Origin of the sequence: Paenibacillus sp. RC84 (genome assembly GCF_041260495.1) — a bacterium.
Lineage (GTDB): Bacteria > Bacillota > Bacilli > Paenibacillales > NBRC-103111 > Paenibacillus_F.
In genome coordinates, this window is record NZ_JBGBYL010000011.1 from 98,119 (window position 1) to 114,376 (window position 16,258).

The following is a 16,258-nucleotide window of genomic DNA, read 5'->3' on the forward strand; positions in this document are numbered from 1 at the left end:
CCCCTCAAAAACGCCCGATGTGCCTCTGCATAAGCAGAAGGGACGCCGGGCGTTTTTTAGTCCCCTTTCAACTGAGTGGACGCGAGGGCGGCCAGTTGAATTTTATGGAGGCCGAAGCAGCATTCGGCGCTCATCTCGAACAAAGCGGGGACGTCGATGTCCCCAAAGTAGCCCGTCACGCTCTCGGCATACGCGGGAAACCAGTCCCCGGGCTCGGGAGCCGTCAGCGGAACGTCTTTCCACGTGCGTTCGAGCTCCGGACTGTAGATGCCCGCGGCTCCGGCCTTAAGTTCGCAGCCTTCCAGCTTCGGGCCCGCTGCGCCGACTCCGGGGGCGTCCTTGCGGATGCGGGAGAACAAATGCGGCCAGTAGTCCGCCCGTGAGCCGGTGTGCGGATGTGCGGAAGCGAAAAGCACCACGCCCTGGTGGACCGCCGGAATGCCGAACAAGATGGCGTACAGCGTTTTTCCGAATCCGATCCGTTCCTTGATATCCGTGAAGTCTTCCAATATTTCACCGGCCAATTTCAGGCGGTCTGCGGACTTGTGCATAGGATCTTTGTGCAGGGCGAAAGGAAAGAAAACCTGATTCAGCTGAAGGAGCGCCTGGGCTTGAAATTCCGCCGTTTCCATAACATGCGTAATGAAATACTGCTGTTTGACGACACGGCTTTCTATAAAATGTTGTTCATTTACGATGAGGGAGACCGTTAGCAGCACCGGATCGTGAACCGCCCAGAATTCCTCCCAGACGGGCCTCATAAAAACGGACACCCCGAAGGCCGGGAGCAGGTGAAACAGAGGCTCGCCGGACCGCTTCGACTCCTCGTAGAGCAGCAGCTGCGGGTAAGCGTCCCCGAATATGAGCGCATTCGCTCTCTCCAGAAAAGCGAAAAGAGCTTCGCGTCCCGGACGTTTCAGCAGGGCGGGAAGAAACTCCCCTTCCAGGTCCGTCATGTTCCAGCCGCCGTTGCGGGAGACCATATGGGCGAGAAGGGCCCAATGAAGCTCGGGATGCTGCTCATACAGGTTCCAGTAAGCCCGGGTACGGGTTACGTTGTTCCGGTTTTTCCGCTGCGTATCGAGGCGGATGCGCTCCACGAGGCGCCGCTCCTGCGCGGACAAGGAAAACTCCGGAGCCAGCGGGCTTACGGGCAGTACCGCGAGGTCCTTCCAGGTCCTGCGCAATCTTTTGACACTGTCTTTGCCCGGTACAAGTTTCTGGGCACTCTGGCCCAAGTGAAACGCGGACTGCAAAGAAGCCAGTTTGCCCGATGCAAGCTGGGTAATCGTGTGCGGTACACCCGCCAGCCAGTGTCCGATCGCTTTGAGCGGATTGTTCTCTTTGACCCCGTTGCCGTTCATTGTTGCAGCCTCTTTTCCCCGGAATACTTTGTGAAGCAGCCGTAACGTCTATCATTAGGATGCCCGGTTTTTCCGATTTTCCATCTTCTTGCACGATATGCAAACAAATGGGCAGCGGTCCTGCTTTCCAGGAAAATTTATCGGGAATGTGAGTCTTTTTGCTTACTTGTGCGTATATAAAAGAGTTAGCAATACTTGGGAGCTGGAAAGGAGCCGGAGAAATGAAAGTGAATAACTGGAAGAAGGTTGTGTGCGGGGGTACGGGCGCGCTCATGATCGTCCTTACGGGTTGCGAATCCGTAGGAGGTCTTGATGTGAACAAGGCGCTGGTCAACCAATACGCCGTCAAATCGGCGGAATCGCAGGAGTCACTCAAGTTTGAACTTCTGACGGGAGATCTGGCCGGACTGCCGCCCGAGGCGCAGAAGCTGGTAGGCCTGTTTAAAGAAGTGACGATCAAGTTTACGGAGGAGAAGATCCAGGATCCCCGGAACGCATCGATGAAAGGCGAATTTACATACGGCAAGGGAAGCATCCCTTTCGAGCTCTCCCTTCAGAACGAAGATATTATGATCCGCATCGAAGGCGTAAGCAAGCCGATTTACATTCGCAATGCGCAGACAGGTCAGCTTAACGGAGGCTTACTTGTACCGGGCCAGAAGAGCATCCAGGAGCTTCAGAAGGTGCTCGAAGACAAACTTCCGACGCTTGCGTCGTTCTTCATCGGCCATGCGCCGAATCCGAAGACGATCGGGGTTACGTCCGTTTCGGAGAAAGTGAACAATGAGACGGTTTCCCTGCAAAAACTTCATGCCGAAATTAAAGGCAGCGAAGCGCTCGGTCTGGTCAAAACCTTCCTGCAGAACATCGCCGCAGATGAGAAAGGCCTGAAGGAATTCCTCGGCACCGTATTCGACGTATTCGGACCGATCGCCAAAGAAGCCGCCGCACAAGCGGGCGAGGAGAACAAGCTGCTGGATGCTTATCTGTCCAACAAAACGCTAGCGGTCGAAACGATGTATACCGCCGTACAAACCGGGCTGAAGGATGTTCTGGCAAGCTATGACGAAACGACCGACAAGCTGGTGAACGGTCCCGGCAATGAGCCGATCCGCGACATTCTGAGCGACCGCTCGTCCGTAAACGTGGACTTGTATGTGGACAGCTCCCAGCAAATCCGCAAAAGCAGCGCGGGAATTACCATTCCGCTGCCTGAAGCGGAATCGGGATTGAAAGGGATCAAACTGAGCGTGACCGGTGAAAGATGGAATATTAATCAGCCCGTCACGATCAACCCTGTCAAAGCCGAAGGAGACCGTTTCGTCTTCGATGCGGCTGATCCCGAATCGGTTCCTTCTCTCGGAAGCTTCCTGAAATCGGTGGATAAAAATTCCTCGATCTATAAGCTGCTCAAAGAGGATCTCCAGATTACGAAGCGTTCCTTTACGCTGCCGCTGGACGATGAGGACATGAGTTTGTTCGGCTTTGGGGGCTACCGCAAAGGCGATGTTTCCATGGCGCCGGTGACGCACGTAGCGAATATGCTTGACGCGAAAGTGAAATGGGACGGGGAAACGAAGCAAATTACGGTAACGGATGATCTCGGCGGCCATACGATCGTGTTTACGCTGGGCAGCGCCGAAGCGCTTGTCGACGGTAAGCCGGTGACGCTGGAGCAGGCTGTCGAGCTTCACGGGGACTACACCAGCGTTCCTTTGAGATTCCTGGCCGAAGCGCTGGGCGGGGAAGCGAAATGGGACAGCAAGCAGGATGCAGTTATCATTACACGTCAATAAATACGGCAGAAATTGAAGGCGGAAGCCGAATAGCATGAGCAGGGAGCGGGCTGTATACAGCCCGCTCTTTTTTTGCCAGCAAGGGGTTAAAGCCGGATGCATACGGCGATAATCCTACAAAGATGGCAAAGAGGAGATAAAATGGAAATCAGAAAGTTTCAGGTATCGGATATTCGCCCCATCGTCTCGTTGTTTTATGAAACCGTTCATTCCGTGAATAAGAAAGATTATACCCAAGAGCAGCTTCATGCATGGGCATCCCAAGAGGAAGAGGAACTCAGATTGGAATCCTGGAAGGATTCGATGAGCCGCAATATCACGTATGTCGCTCTAATCAATGGCAAAATTGTGGGCTTTTCGGATATGACCGTAAACGGATACGTGGACAGACTGTACGTGGATAAAGATTTTCAAGGACAAGGAGTAGCTTCAGCTTTACTGAACGTTCTTGAATACGAGGCAAAAAACCGGGGGCTTGCCGAACTGGAAGCGGACGCGAGTATCACGGCGAAACCGTTTTTCGAACATCACGGGTTCCGGTTGGTTTGGGAGCAAAGCGTGGAATGCAGAGGGATCAAGCTGGTTAACTTTAAGGTGAAGAAAGAATTAAGCCGTGACGTTTGAAGAAAAGAGCAGCAGTGCAGCTCACGCATGGCCTTAAAAATGTAGAGCCGATATCCCCGAGGGGAGTATCGGCTCTCTTATGGTGGGGCGGGAGGCTTGTGTCGCCTCTCGCCTCAGTTCTCATTCTCCAATTCCGGAGGCGGCGCCGGTGCGTGACCCGGCATTCTGCCTGCACGCACCAGCGCCTCCCGGAGCAGGAATTCGATGTGCCCGTTGACGCTGCGGAACTCGTCGGCTGCCCAGCGCTCCAAAGCTTGATGGAGCTTCGGATCGAGCCGCAGCGGAAAGTTCTTCTTAACAGCCATGCGTCAGCTTAATAAATGGAGCTGGAGTTGATGACAGGCTGGGCGGACCTGTCGGAGACAACCGCTACGAGCAGGTTGTTGATCATCGCGGCTTTGCGCTCTTCATCCAGCTCGACGACGCCTTCCGCCTGAAGGCGGGCGATTGCCATCTGCACCATGCTGACCGCGCCTTCTACGATCTTCTCGCGTGCGGATATGATGGCGGAGGCCTGCTGGCGCTGGAGCATGGCGCTTGCGATCTCGGTGGAGTAGGCCAAGTGAGTCAGCCTGGACTCCAATACTTCAACGCCGGCTACGCTGAGGCGGCTTTGCAGCTCGAGGGTGAGTTCCTTGGCAACCTCTTCGCTGTTGGCGCGCAGAGAGTAGGCTTCTCCGGCATATGAGTCGTACGGGTATTTGGAGGCGACATGACGGAGAGCGGTCTCGCTTTGAATTTCCACGAATGCCTGGTAATTATCGACTTCGAACTTGGCTTTGGCCGTATCGACTACGCGAAAAACGACGACGGCCGCAATTTCAATGGGATTGCCGTCCACATCGTTGACCTTCAGCCGCGCGCTGTTGAAGTTGCGGACACGCAGCGACATTTTTTTGCGCTCGCTGAAGGGGATCGTTACCCAGAAGCCGCTGTCGCGGACTGTGCCGCTGTAGCGGCCGAAAAAATTGACGACCATCCCCTGGTTCGGCTGTACGACGGTAAACGAGCTGAGCACTACGCCTGCCAGCACAAACAGCAGCACGGCGGGGATAATCAGCTCCGCGGTCAGGCAGAAAATACCTGCTCCGATAAATAAGACCATAGCAAGCAGGCCGACAAATCCGTTGATTTTCCATACATGACGTTCGGTCATCGCGTTCATCTCCTTTTAGACAATCAGAAAATTTAAAATATCTTTTTGATATTCATATGATATCACTTTTTACAATGTCTGTAAATGGCCGAATGGACCGCATTTTTGCCGTTATTGACAGGCCCGGAGGAGCATGCTATAAGATAAACAAGTTTATCAGATTCCGATGAAGCCGGTCGGGAATGAAGGCCGGACGATTCTATTCGAGGTGATCCCCATGGAAAAAGTCCACAATGAACAAGATTTCCGGGCGGCGGTAGAGAAATCCGAAGTGACCGTTGCCGTTTTTAAAGCAACCTGGTGTAAAGACTGCCATTATATCGAGCCTTTTATGCCGGATCTGGAAAAGGCGTATGCCGGGCGCATCTCGTTCATCGAGCTGGACCGGGACGAAGTGCCCGATCTCTGCGAAGAATTGAACATTCTGGGCATTCCGAGCTTTATCGCCTTCAGCGGCGGGCAGGAGCTGATCCGTTTTGTCAGCAAGCTGCGCAAAACGCGTGAAGAGATCGAGCAGTTCCTGGACCGTGCGATCGAAGTGGGCAACGCGCTGGCCAAGTAATACAGGCACTCGGGAGACCCGTTCTCTTTTAAGTAAAACAAAAACAGCCGTTCCTTCGGGAACGGCTGTTTTTTTGTATACCGTTTCCAGCCGCGTCTTTCTGCATAATTTGTGGTCATTAGGGACTCCCTAATGATGGGCCGCGTGCCAGCCGCTTCTTTCAAGGCTTTGTAACATTTGCGAATGGAATTGGCCCCGAATAGTAGCTATAATGAATACAAGCGGCATTGCTGCTGTCTGGCGGCCAAATCTCTTGCAAAAATAGCCTTATTGATTATAGAGAAGTAGGTGCATGGTATGTATAAATTAACGAAGCGGTTGTCCTTTCTGACCATGATCGGCATGTTCCTGATCGTGATTATGGGCGCGCTCGTAACCAAAACCGATTCGGGTTTGGGCTGCGGTAACGAATGGCCGCTCTGCAACGGCAAGTTCGTTCCGGCCTATACGATCTCATCCGTTATCGAATACAGTCACCGGGCGGTGACGGGCCTTGTGGGTCTGCTGCTGCTCGCCACATTTATTCTTGTTTTCAAAACGGTCAGCCGTAAGGACGCGAAATATTTCGTAGCGGGTGCGGGCTTCTTCACCGTGCTGCAGGCGATTATGGGTGCCCTGGCCGTTGTCTTTTCGCAGTCTTCCGCGGTTATGGCGCTTCATTTCGGCCTTTCGCTGCTTGCTTTCGCCATGACGCTGCTGCTCTGGCTGACGTTCACGAAATGGGGAAACTACGCGGTTTCTGTCGCCCGTACGGCGGACGGCCGCACACCGGCGCTGCCGAAAGATGCCGCTCCGATCGGCCGCGGCTTCCGCGCTTTCGTCTGGTTTGTCGGCGTCTACTGCTACATCGTCGTTTATGTGGGCGCTTTTGTCCGGCATACGGAGTCTTCGGGAGGCTGCATCGGCTGGCCGCTCTGTAACGGACAGGTCGTCCCGGAACTGACGGGCGCCACCGGAATCGTATTTGTCCACCGCATCGCGGCGGTGATTATGTTCATCTTCGGACTCGCTTTGTTCCTGATCGCACGGAAGAAATACAGCCATCTTGAAAATGTGTACAAAGGCGCGGGCTGGGTGCTGGGCTTCCTGATCGCTCAAATTTTCAGCGGAGCTACCGTTACCTGGTCCTTGGGACACGATACGGCTTTCTTGTTCACCGGCATGATCCACGCGGTTCTGATCTGCGCCTTGTTCGGATGGATCAGCTACCTGTGCGTCGTGATGCTGAATGCGCGCGTACCGCTGGGTGCCGAGCAGCCGCGCAGCAAGCAGGAAAGTCCGAAGCAGGCGAAGGCTCCCGTTAACCGAAAGGAAGCCGTAACGGAATGACTTTTTGCGGGCCTGGCTGTCTCCGGCGTCCCTTCGACCCGAGAACTTGCGGTTGATTCCACGCCGCATTCAATTAGAGGAAGGAAAACGCGCTGCTTTTCACGAATGTGAAGGGCAGCCGTTTTTCTTTTTGCCGCGAAAATTTGTCTGACGGAATGCCGGGTGGAGTCTGGATGCACCGTGCGGCGGCTAACGGAGACGGATGGGGCCTTGACCCGCTTTCCCGGAAGGCCCGGAGCGGGCGGATCAACCGTTCAGCCGAGACGTCCGGGCCGAGCGCCGACGACTCCCGTTTTTCGAAAAAGGCTCATTTAGGGTAATCCCAAAGTAGACGCCCCGTAAGGAGCGGCCGCTTCATAGGAAGCTCCGGGCCGGCCGGACCCGAATGTATGGATCGCGGAGACGGAGCTCATACTGAAAAAAATAAGGAAATGAGTGAAAGCCATGCTAAGAACGATTTTCAACGAGACGAAACGCGGCGAGCGCTCCGACGAGCGGCTGGAACAAGCTTTCACTTCGATCAAGCGTTATTTGAACGTCCTTCAGCAAAGCCGACATTCTTCGCCCTCCTACAGCCCCAAAAAGCTGCATAGACTCTATGTATGGTCCCAAGGGTTTCTCGATGCTTTGGATGAGCTGGAGGAAAGCAAATACTGCGCCGGACGTTTTGCCGAACGTGTCAAGAAGTCTTATCTCGATGAAATGCAGCCCGAGGAGCTGGACGATTACAGGCGGTATGTTTATTTTTATAAAAACGCGCTTATCCGTCTTTTTTCGGTGCTGGATAAGCTGGGGTATTTTTTGAACGATTTGTTCGATCTCAAAACGGAGACCCTCAAAACGCACTTTTCCTTTTTTACCGTATTGCGTAAAATGAGAGAGAGCGGGGTTCATCCCGCCCTGCAGCAAAAACTGTACGAACTGAAAACAGAAGCCAAACAGCCGCTCCAGGTTCTTCGCAACCAGCGGAATATGGAAATTCACTACGTGAATGTAGAGATGCTGGATGATCTGATGCTGTCCCACTCCTATTTGGGCGACCGTATCCAAGTGGAGAATATCGCGGATAATCTGGCGCAGATGGACCGCGGATACGAGATGGTTTGCATCACGATGGATCTCGTGTTCCAATATATATCCAAGGGCAGCATAGGGGAAAACGGGGAGGAGAATCATGGCGGAGGTACGCAGAACGGCTCTCATCACGGGCAGCGCGAAAGGGCTCGGCAAAATGGCGGCGCTAACGCTGGCCAATCAAGGGTATGATATCGTTATCAATTATGTACATAGTGAAGAGGAAGCGCACGACCTGGTCAGGCACATCCAGAATACGGGCGTCCGCGCCGCCGCGATTCAAGGCGACGTCTCCCGCGGCGAGGATATCGAGCGCATCGCGGAGACGGTGGGGGAAACGATGGGCGGCGTCGATGTGCTCGTCAACAACGCCGGCCCTTTCATCCGCGAACGGAGGCTGTTCGCGGATTATAAGCGCGATGAGATTGATTATCTCATCAACGGCAACCTGCTCGGCGTGATCCGGCTGGATCACGCGCTGCTGCCCCACATGCGGCGCAAGCGCTGGGGCCGCATCATCCACTTCGGCTTCGGCCATGCCGCCGAAGCGCGTGCTTGGCCCCACAGGGCCGTCTATGCGGCCGCCAAGGTGGGGCTGGTTTCGTTCACGAAGACACTGGCCGAAGAAGAAGCGGCCCACGGGATCACCGTGAACATGATCTGTCCGGGCGATATCCGCGGAGCCAACAAGGAGAAGCGGATCGAGGAAGTGGAGAACTGCACAGACGATGAAACGCCGCGGGGCAGACCCGGCACGGGCGAGGATGTCGCCCGGGTGTTGTCCTTCCTGTGCGACCCGAAGTCGGATTTCCTGACGGGGAACATCATGGAAGTGAACGGCGGCCTCGATCCGATCCAGACGCTGCCGATGCTGAAGCAGGGCAGATAAGCGGAGCCCGCTTCATGCCCATAAGCCATAAAAAAGACCGGCCCCAAGGGCCGGTCTTTTTTATTAGAATACTTGAACAACCTCGACAACGCCTTCTACTTCTTCGACAAGCGCACGCTCGATACCGGCTTTCAGCGTAATCGTGGAGCTCGGGCAGCTTCCGCATGCACCCATCAGCTTCAGTTTTACGATACCGTCTTCCACGTCCACCAGTTCCACGTCACCGCCATCACGCTGCAGGAACGGGCGAAGCTTATCTAGAACCTCAAGTACTTCATCATACATGGTTGCACTTTGGGTATTTTCAGTCATTTCAATCGACTCCTTTCTTATTTTATTATAGTACATTTCGGGAAAAAAAAATATCCCCCGCATAGAAAGGGGCGGCCGGACGTTCGGGCCGGCCGTTTATTTTTTTTCAAAAAAACACTTCTTATTCTGCGGCATATGTTATATAATACAAATCATATAAAACGAGAACTGTATTATAACATTAAAAGCGGAGAGGATTGAGTCACGATGAACGAGAATAACGATTGCTTCCACTGTTATGGGGATGGGGAAACGGAGTGTCAAAGCTGCTCCGGTGAAGGAAGCCGGGGAGACCGGGGAATCTGCACGTCCTGCGGAGGAAGCGGGAAAACGGCCTGCGCGCGCTGCAGCGGAAGCGGTGTAGTGGCCGATGCGTTCGACGTTCAAGACTCGATCACCGACATTATGCGGAGCCTGTACTTCAGACCGGAGTATACCAGGGGAAGATAATGGCGTGCCGTCCGTCCGCGATCCTATGCTCAAATCTCCCCGGATGTGTTACAATACAGATAGTTTGTGAAACAGGTGGAGATCAAACATGAGACCTATCATTGAGTTTTGCGCAAGCAATATGCATCACGGTACGGACGCCGTCATGAAGAAGCTGGAGGACAATCCGGATTACGATGTCATCGAATACGGATGTCTGGGAAACTGCGGGGAATGTTACCTTTTTCCTTTTGCCATGGTGAACGGTGAAATCGTAGCGGCGGAGACAGCCGACAAGCTGTTTGACGAAATTTCCAAAAAAATAAAGGAAGTCGAAGAGATGTACGATCTGTTCGGCGACTGAATAACAAAAAGCCCGGTCTGCACAATGTCTGCAAACCGGGCTTTTTTTTGCTTTTCTAGCCCCAGTGGTGTTTGGACATCCACAGGACTCCGTTTTTCAGGACACGCGGAACCATGCCTGTCATAACGGTTTTCTTACCCATCAGGCCGAAGCCTGTCTTCTTGCCGAGGGAACCGAGGACCCCTTTGAGCTTGATCTGGCCTAGCTTAGGCGTTTCGTTCTTCCACAGAGCCTGCATCACCTCGACGATCTGTTTGCCCTGCGATTCGGCCGCCTGGGCGCTCGGGGAGAACGGCAGGCTGGCGCAGTCACCGACGACGAACACGTTCGGGTGGGACGGGATCTGATGGTACTCGTTCAGCAGAACGCGTCCGGAAGGATCTTTGTCCACCGCGAGCTGTTCGACGATCGGACTCGGCTTGATGCCGGCCGTCCAGATCGTGGCGTCCGTACGGATGATCTCTTCTTCGTTGTAGAGATCGCCGCCTTCCAGTCTTTTCAGAGAGACGTGGGAACGCATTTCGATGTCGTGGTCGAGCATCCAGTCACGTACGAATTCTTTCGCCTTGGTTGGGAAGGAGGACAGAATGCTTGCGCCGCGGTCCAGGATACGGATATTGATATCCTGCCGGCTTTCGCGAAGCTCCGCCGCCATTTCCACCCCGCTCAGGCCGCCGCCGACGATGGTAACCTGACCGTAAGGAACGACGTCATTGACACGCTGATACGTGATGCGGGTTTGCGAGAAGGTCTGAATGCCGTTGGAAAATTCCTGCGCGCCCGGAATGCCGTGGAAATTGTCCACACAGCCGAGGCCGATCACGAGGTAATCGTAGTCGAGCGGTTCTTTGTCGGCAAAGATCACCTGCTTTGTTTCCAGGTTCACTTCCGTAACCTCTCCGTATTTAAGCGATAATCTGGGATCGTTCGGATAGGCAACGCGAAGTTCCGTCTCGGCGGCCGTACCGGCAGCCAGCGCGTAGTATTCCGTCTTCAGCCCTTGAAAAGGCGAACGGTCGACCATCGTGACCGTCCAGTTGTCGGGTATTTCTTTTTCCAGAAGCTCCGTGGCTATGGTTATGCCGCCATAACCGCCTCCCAGAATAACAAACTTGTTCATGTTACATGAATCCCTTCTGCCATGGCTTTTGTTCGTTGCATCATCTTGTGTCAAAGGCTTCTAAAAGGTTCTTACCCCAATTAGTTGTAGGTTTGAACCACATTGTAGAAGGTATCCCGTTCAACCGGAACTCGTCCCGCTCCTTTAATCAGCCAGACCAGATCTTCTTTCGTGACTCCGTCCGGCGATTGAGCGCCCGCGGCGTGGGAAATGCGTTCCTTCACAATGGTTCCGTGAGCGTCAGATGCGCCGAATTGGAACGCAAGCTGAGTCACTTTGATGCCCATGTTAATAAAATAGGCTTTAATATGCGGGAAATTGTCGAGCATCAAACGGCTGATCGCAATCGTTTTGAGCTCGTCGACGGCAGGCACGCGGCGGCGGATACCCGCGCTCGCGCTGGCCGGCTGGATCGAATTCGGGATGAACACGAGGAATCCGTCGGTTTCATCCTGCAGATCGCGCAGCAGGGCCATGTGCTCGATACGCTCTTCAAGCGTCTCGATCGAGCCGTAGAGCATCGTCGCATGCGTCTTCATGCCGAGCTCGTGAGCCGAACGATGGACATCCAGCCATTGGTTCGTGTCGGCTTTCTCGACCCTCATCTTCTTGCGGTAGCGCTCGGTCAAAATCTCGGCTCCGCCGCCGGGCAGCGTATCGAGACCTACATCCATCAGGGTGCGGAGCACCTCTTTGTAGCTGAGTCCGCTGATTCGCGCGAAGAAGTCGATTTCGGCCGCCGTATGGGCTTTGATCGATACTTGCGGATAATGCTGTTTCAGGGTGCGCAGGGCGTCCACATAATATTGGAACGGCACGTGCGGATTGTGACCCTGGCTGATGTGGAACTCGCGAATATCCGGGTGGAAATTTTCGGAGATATACGTCAGCATCTCAGAAGGCGTCAGCGTGTAGGAGCCTGCCTCGCCTTCATCTCTGCGGAAATGGCAAAACGCGCAGTGTTCTTCGCATACGTTTGTAAAATACAAACTCATGTTTTGTACAAAATACACGTTTTTGCCGTTCTTGCGCAGGTTGACCTTATTGGCTAATTGACCAATGGTCAACAAATCGTCCGATTGGTACAAAAACAGGCCGTCCTCCCGCGAAAGACGTTCTCCGTTCTCAACCTTTTCTGCAATTTCCGCCATGCGGCGGTCAGGACTGTCTATAATGACATTCACTAGTATACCCTCCCCGTCGGATCTTTTGAATCCATCCTGTGTAAATTTTTCACCGTACGTTCAAAATCAAGTGAACCTCTACAAAGAAGCATATCCCGTCAACCGAATAACGTCGGCTGCAGGATTCCATACTAAAAAAAGCGATAAAAGTCCGGTTTCATCCCTCCTATTATAAACCTGTCATCCCAAAGGGGCAATAAGGATAAAGCTTGCAGCTCTTCCAGGGCGGCCTGAACCGCCGCCTCTGTACCGGTTTGCCGGTAAATATATTCGCAGACCCGGACAAAAACTGGTAAAAAGGTCTTTATTATCCTTCGGGGTTTGATGTACACTGAAGTGGTGATCTTTTTTTGGATAGGATGGTAGGTACATATGCAGCAATCGGAGGAGTGGGAATGCAGACAGAAGCTTGACGTCAGAATCGAGCAGCTGCGGTCCCAGATGGTAGAGAACGGGATGAAATATGGATTCCTGCACCCGAGTGTACAGCACGACAGCAGAAGACTCGACAAACTTATACTGCGGTACTACCAACTGGAGCGGGGAGAGTCACCTCTTGAGACGAAGCTTGAATAGGAGTATACTAAAGGAAGATAAGTGGATTACTAAAAGACTGCTTTCAGGAGTCGGGCGCTGGACTAAGGCCGCTCCGTACAAGGAGGTTTATTTATATGAGTCTGATCAAGATCAGTGAAGAGGCAACGGACAAAATCAAGGAAATGCTCGCGGCCGAGGAAACACCGGATCTTTTTCTGCGCGTCGGTGTCAAAGAAGGCGGATGCAGCGGTTTTTCGTACGGTATGGGTTTCGACAACGACCAGAAGGAAGAAGATAAGGTTCTGGATTTCAGCGGCTTGAAAGTGGTCGTGGACCCGGAAAGCGCGAAATACCTGTATGGCGTCGAGATCGACTACAAGGATGCCGGCATGGGCGGAGGCTTCACGATCGACAACCCCAATGCGGTAGCATCTTGCGGCTGCGGCGCTTCCTTCAAGGTGAAAGGCGAAGAAGGCAAAGCGGAGAAGTGCGACGACTAAGCCGGTTAAGAGAGAGAACCCCAGGGCGGTTTACGTCCCTGCGGTTCTTTTCTTTTGTTTCAGGGAGTATGAGAGCCCGGAAAAATAAAAACCTGCGAGATGCGCCCCAAGGCTGCCATCTAGCAGGTTTTTTGTGTGGAATTCAATAGGTTAAGATGTGAAATGAAAGCAGAGCGAACCGGCCCTACGATTGGGGCAGCGCTTCCGGTTCAAGCACCGAAGTGCAGCGAGGACAGCGGGTTGCCTTCGCGGCGATTTCCGAAATGCAGTAGGGGCACTCCTTCGTCGGCTCGGACTTGACTTCCTCTTGAGGTTCTTCTTTTCTGCGCAGCTTGTTCATCTGGCGGATCATCAGGAAAATGACGGCCGAAACGATGATAAAATCGATGATGTTATTGATAAAGGCTCCGTAATTGATCGTGACGCCGCCTGACAGAGGAAGTTTTAAATTCTTGAAATCCATCTTGCCGAGCAGCAAACCGATCGGGGGCATAAGGATATCGTTGACGAGCGAGGTCACGATTTTATTGAAAGCGGCCCCTATGATAACGCCGACCGCAAGGTCCACAACGTTGCCGCGCATAATAAACTTTTTGAATTCGCCGATGATTTGAATTTTTTTAGGTTGATTTTCCAAGTGCAATACAGCCTCCCTTTTACCCTCCTAGTCTATCAGAGGGGGCACCAGGGAATCAATATGCAATTAATAGAGAATGCGTTTGAGAACGCGCGTGTTTTCCCCGTACTTCATTTTCATCTGCTTGGACTGTTCCAGCATGTACGCATACAGTTCCTTCAAACGGAGCTTCTGCGGCCGGATGGTCTCTTTCACTTCTCCGTTGACTACGATGTCGTAGACGATCATGACTCACTTCTCCTTTCGCTTACTGAACCCAGTATAAACGGCCAGTATTAAATCTACGTTAAATGAGATCGTCCATCCTGTGAAATTTACAGGTCCCAAAAGGGAGTAGGGACGACAACTACGTTCAATATATGCGAAAGGAGTCGGATTATTCCCGTTATATGGGAAATCAGCGCGGAGATTTAAATAAATCCGCAAATGAAGCTTCATGAATTCTGTTGATGGAGGGACAAGTTCCGATTATTTGTTTTTATCACGGTAAAGTAAAAAAAGGTGTGTATAACTTTGTCCACATCATCCCACCTACAAAACTCGCCAATATTAGAGTCTATTCACAAATTACCCACAAGATATGCACATGGGATTGTGGATAACAGAACGATTGTTCTAATTTTTGGCACATGGTAATATAATGACAAGTTAAGCAGGAAAGGTGGTTGGTATGAGACAGATTAGCGACGAGACCCTCGTTGAATCGTATTTCAAAGCCCTTGACCTTGAACTGGAATCGGAATTTGTCGATTTACTACTAGGCGAAATTAACCGGAGACATATTGTGCTGGAAGCTTATCATAGCGACGAAGCTGCGCTTGCGTAGCTTCTTTTTTTGTCCGCCGGTCAAAATAGAATGAAGATCAAGCTAAGCTCTCGGAAACGGCCAGCACCGAGCTTGCGCCGCATGCCTCGCAATAAAGCATATGCAGACATTCGCTCCGCGTGACATCCGGGTATCCGTTGGTCATGGAGATATCTTCGATCGGCCGGTAAGGAGAGTAGGGGCCGAAATAATCGTTAACCCGTCCGCAGTCGGACGCGCTGCCGCTTCCGCAGTGCGGACAGACGGCGCTGAGCTCGTCCATTCCGTTGCAAACGGCGCAGAAAGTAGACAAAAGGCATTCCTCCTCAATCGGCTCGCGGGTTCGCGGCGTCAAAGTTAGAATGCCCTTCGTGCTTTATTTTCATTTGTAAGAGTCGGTCTGCGGCTCTTGCATCAGAACTTCATGTTGCTGCTGTGTCCCGGTGAAAGTTTGGCGGACGGGTCCAGATAAACTTTCGCGTTGTTGACGGCGGTGGGCGCTTCTCCGAAGCCCACGGCGATGAGCTTCAGCTTGCCCGGGTACGTGGTGATGTCTCCTGCCGCGAAGATGCCGGGTACGTTCGTCTCCATCCGCGAATCGACGACGATGGAGCCGTTCTCGATCTGAAGCCCCCACTCCGCGATCGGACCCAATGAAGAAACGAAACCGAAATTAACGACGACGGCATCGACGTCGAGCACCGTTTCTTCCCCTGTCTTGACATGCTTCAGGGTTACTTTGCGGATCGCATCTTCGCCTTCGAGCCCGGTGATTTCGGTCGGCGTGACGACGTTGACGCGGGAATTCATCAGCTTCTCCACGCTGTGCTCATGGGCGCGGAATTTATCCCGGCGGTGAATGAGCGTAACCTGCTCGGCGATCGGCTCCAGCATGAGCGACCAGTCGACGGCGGAATCGCCTCCGCCGCTGATAAGAACCTTCTGACCGGCGAACGAGTTCAGATCGCTGACGAAATAGTGCAGATTCGTTTTCTCGTACCGGGCAGCATCCGGCAGTTCCAGACGGCGCGGTTCGAAGGCGCCGACGCCTCCGGTAATGATAACCGCCTTGCCCAAATGAGATTCCTTATCCGTGATAACCTCGAACAGGCGCTCCTCTTTCTTGACCACCTGCAGAACTTTCTCTTCCAGACAAACGTGAATCGGAAAGTGATTCATCTGGACGGCCAGGCTGTTCACAAGCTCCTGCGCGGTCACTTTCGGAAATCCCGCTACATCGTATATATGCTTCTCCGGATACAGAGCGGCAAGCTGCCCGCCCAGTTGAGGCATACTTTCGATTAACGTAACGGAAGCCTGACGCATACCCCCGTAAAACGCCGCAAACATACCGGCCGGTCCGCCCCCGATGATGATCAGATCTTTCACTTGGTCGTGCTGAATTTCGGTTTCACTCACTACTCGGACACCTCCACTGTTCTGCACATTGCTTTCTGCTCCATTATAAACGCCCGAAATGCGGAAATAAACCAAATAGATGTATAAAGCCGAGCAAACCGGTTGACAATCCTTCTGAAAGGCTCTTCCAAAGGCGCTAATTTGGGACTAACTTCCC

General features: G+C 53.0%; 21 protein-coding genes. 11 read left to right on the plus strand and 10 right to left on the minus strand.

Features of this window, described 5'->3' with window-relative positions; genetic code table 11:
* Window positions 1-56: 56 nt before the first annotated feature.
* A complete protein-coding gene (locus ABH899_RS23615; RefSeq protein ID WP_370001034.1) occupies window positions 57-1,364 on the minus strand; it encodes a DUF2515 family protein in 1,308 nt (435 codons plus the stop codon).
* Window positions 1,365-1,585: 221 nt separating this feature from the next.
* On the opposite strand from ABH899_RS23615, the gene ABH899_RS23620 reads away from it, so the two are divergent.
* Complete coding sequence (locus tag ABH899_RS23620) at window positions 1,586-3,160, plus strand: copper amine oxidase N-terminal domain-containing protein (protein ID WP_370001036.1); 1,575 nt, start codon at window positions 1,586-1,588, stop codon at window positions 3,158-3,160.
* Between the two features lie 141 nt (window positions 3,161-3,301).
* On the plus strand, window positions 3,302-3,784 hold the full coding sequence (locus tag ABH899_RS23625) for a GNAT family N-acetyltransferase (protein ID WP_370001038.1): 483 nt from the start codon (window positions 3,302-3,304) through the stop codon (window positions 3,782-3,784).
* Between the two features lie 113 nt (window positions 3,785-3,897).
* On the opposite strand, the gene ABH899_RS23630 is transcribed toward ABH899_RS23625, so the two are convergent.
* Window positions 3,898-4,089: a type II toxin-antitoxin system antitoxin gene (locus ABH899_RS23630; RefSeq protein ID WP_370001040.1), complete on the minus strand. Its 192-nt coding sequence runs from the start codon at window positions 4,087-4,089 to the stop codon at window positions 3,898-3,900.
* 8 nt (window positions 4,090-4,097) lie between these two features.
* Window positions 4,098-4,940 carry an SPFH domain-containing protein gene (locus ABH899_RS23635; protein WP_370001042.1) on the minus strand — a complete coding sequence of 281 codons (843 nt, stop codon included), beginning with the start codon at window positions 4,938-4,940 and terminating at the stop codon, window positions 4,098-4,100.
* Window positions 4,941-5,157: 217 nt separating this feature from the next.
* Here ABH899_RS23635 and ABH899_RS23640 point away from each other — a divergent pair, with 217 nt between their 5' ends.
* From ABH899_RS23640 to ABH899_RS23655, 4 genes are all read left to right on the plus strand, one after another.
* Window positions 5,158-5,502 (plus strand): thioredoxin family protein, encoded by a 345-nt coding sequence (locus ABH899_RS23640; RefSeq protein WP_370001044.1) that lies wholly within the window; start codon window positions 5,158-5,160, stop codon window positions 5,500-5,502.
* Window positions 5,503-5,799: 297 nt separating this feature from the next.
* Window positions 5,800-6,831 carry a COX15/CtaA family protein gene (locus ABH899_RS23645; RefSeq protein ID WP_009673118.1) on the plus strand — a complete coding sequence of 344 codons (1,032 nt, stop codon included), beginning with the start codon at window positions 5,800-5,802 and terminating at the stop codon, window positions 6,829-6,831.
* 444 nt (window positions 6,832-7,275) lie between these two features.
* Window positions 7,276-8,097, plus strand: coding sequence for a Cthe_2314 family HEPN domain-containing protein (locus ABH899_RS23650; RefSeq protein WP_370001046.1), 822 nt, complete (start codon window positions 7,276-7,278; stop codon window positions 8,095-8,097).
* Window positions 8,006-8,794 (plus strand): SDR family oxidoreductase, encoded by a 789-nt coding sequence (locus tag ABH899_RS23655; protein ID WP_370001048.1) that lies wholly within the window; start codon window positions 8,006-8,008, stop codon window positions 8,792-8,794. Before ABH899_RS23650 ends, ABH899_RS23655 begins: the two co-directional genes overlap by 92 nt.
* Before the next feature lie 63 nt (window positions 8,795-8,857).
* Here ABH899_RS23655 and ABH899_RS23660 read toward each other — a convergent pair whose 3' ends face one another.
* Window positions 8,858-9,106, minus strand: coding sequence for a NifU family protein (locus ABH899_RS23660; protein ID WP_009673094.1), 249 nt, complete (start codon window positions 9,104-9,106; stop codon window positions 8,858-8,860).
* Window positions 9,107-9,313: 207 nt separating this feature from the next.
* Here ABH899_RS23660 and ABH899_RS23665 point away from each other — a divergent pair, with 207 nt between their 5' ends.
* The gene (locus tag ABH899_RS23665; RefSeq protein WP_370001050.1) at window positions 9,314-9,556 is read left to right on the plus strand and encodes a hypothetical protein; all 243 of its coding nucleotides are present in this window, start codon (window positions 9,314-9,316) and stop codon (window positions 9,554-9,556) included.
* Between the two features lie 88 nt (window positions 9,557-9,644).
* Complete coding sequence (locus tag ABH899_RS23670; protein ID WP_317957031.1) at window positions 9,645-9,899, plus strand: YuzB family protein; 255 nt, start codon at window positions 9,645-9,647, stop codon at window positions 9,897-9,899.
* 55 nt (window positions 9,900-9,954) lie between these two features.
* Here the strand turns inward: ABH899_RS23670 and ABH899_RS23675 are convergent, their stop codons facing one another.
* On the minus strand, window positions 9,955-11,019 hold the full coding sequence (locus ABH899_RS23675) for an NAD(P)/FAD-dependent oxidoreductase (RefSeq protein WP_009673186.1): 1,065 nt from the start codon (window positions 11,017-11,019) through the stop codon (window positions 9,955-9,957).
* A gap of 80 nt (window positions 11,020-11,099) precedes the next feature.
* A complete protein-coding gene (mqnE, locus tag ABH899_RS23680; RefSeq protein WP_009673165.1) occupies window positions 11,100-12,203 on the minus strand; it encodes an aminofutalosine synthase MqnE in 1,104 nt (367 codons plus the stop codon).
* 372 nt (window positions 12,204-12,575) lie between these two features.
* Here mqnE and ABH899_RS23685 point away from each other — a divergent pair, with 372 nt between their 5' ends.
* Window positions 12,576-12,779, plus strand: coding sequence for an aspartyl-phosphate phosphatase Spo0E family protein (locus ABH899_RS23685; RefSeq protein ID WP_016423556.1), 204 nt, complete (start codon window positions 12,576-12,578; stop codon window positions 12,777-12,779).
* Window positions 12,780-12,880: 101 nt separating this feature from the next.
* Entirely contained in the window at window positions 12,881-13,240 is a 360-nt protein-coding gene (gene erpA, locus ABH899_RS23690; protein WP_170318715.1) for an iron-sulfur cluster insertion protein ErpA, read from the plus strand.
* Window positions 13,241-13,424: 184 nt separating this feature from the next.
* Here the strand turns inward: erpA and mscL are convergent, their stop codons facing one another.
* Complete coding sequence (mscL, locus tag ABH899_RS23695; protein WP_085981308.1) at window positions 13,425-13,850, minus strand: large-conductance mechanosensitive channel protein MscL; 426 nt, start codon at window positions 13,848-13,850, stop codon at window positions 13,425-13,427.
* A gap of 93 nt (window positions 13,851-13,943) precedes the next feature.
* Window positions 13,944-14,105: a hypothetical protein gene (locus ABH899_RS23700; protein WP_009676280.1), complete on the minus strand. Its 162-nt coding sequence runs from the start codon at window positions 14,103-14,105 to the stop codon at window positions 13,944-13,946.
* A gap of 442 nt (window positions 14,106-14,547) precedes the next feature.
* Here ABH899_RS23700 and sda point away from each other — a divergent pair, with 442 nt between their 5' ends.
* A complete protein-coding gene (sda, locus tag ABH899_RS23705) occupies window positions 14,548-14,703 on the plus strand; it encodes a sporulation histidine kinase inhibitor Sda (RefSeq protein WP_009676266.1) in 156 nt (51 codons plus the stop codon).
* A gap of 37 nt (window positions 14,704-14,740) precedes the next feature.
* On the opposite strand, the gene ABH899_RS23710 is transcribed toward sda, so the two are convergent.
* Together ABH899_RS23710 and ABH899_RS23715 are read right to left on the minus strand one after the other, a co-directional pair.
* Window positions 14,741-14,995, minus strand: a complete 255-nt coding sequence (locus ABH899_RS23710; RefSeq protein ID WP_218228100.1) for a hypothetical protein — start codon at window positions 14,993-14,995, stop codon at window positions 14,741-14,743.
* Window positions 14,996-15,096: 101 nt separating this feature from the next.
* Window positions 15,097-16,101, minus strand: coding sequence for an NAD(P)/FAD-dependent oxidoreductase (locus tag ABH899_RS23715; RefSeq protein ID WP_370001055.1), 1,005 nt, complete (start codon window positions 16,099-16,101; stop codon window positions 15,097-15,099).
* Window positions 16,102-16,258 lie beyond the last annotated feature (157 nt).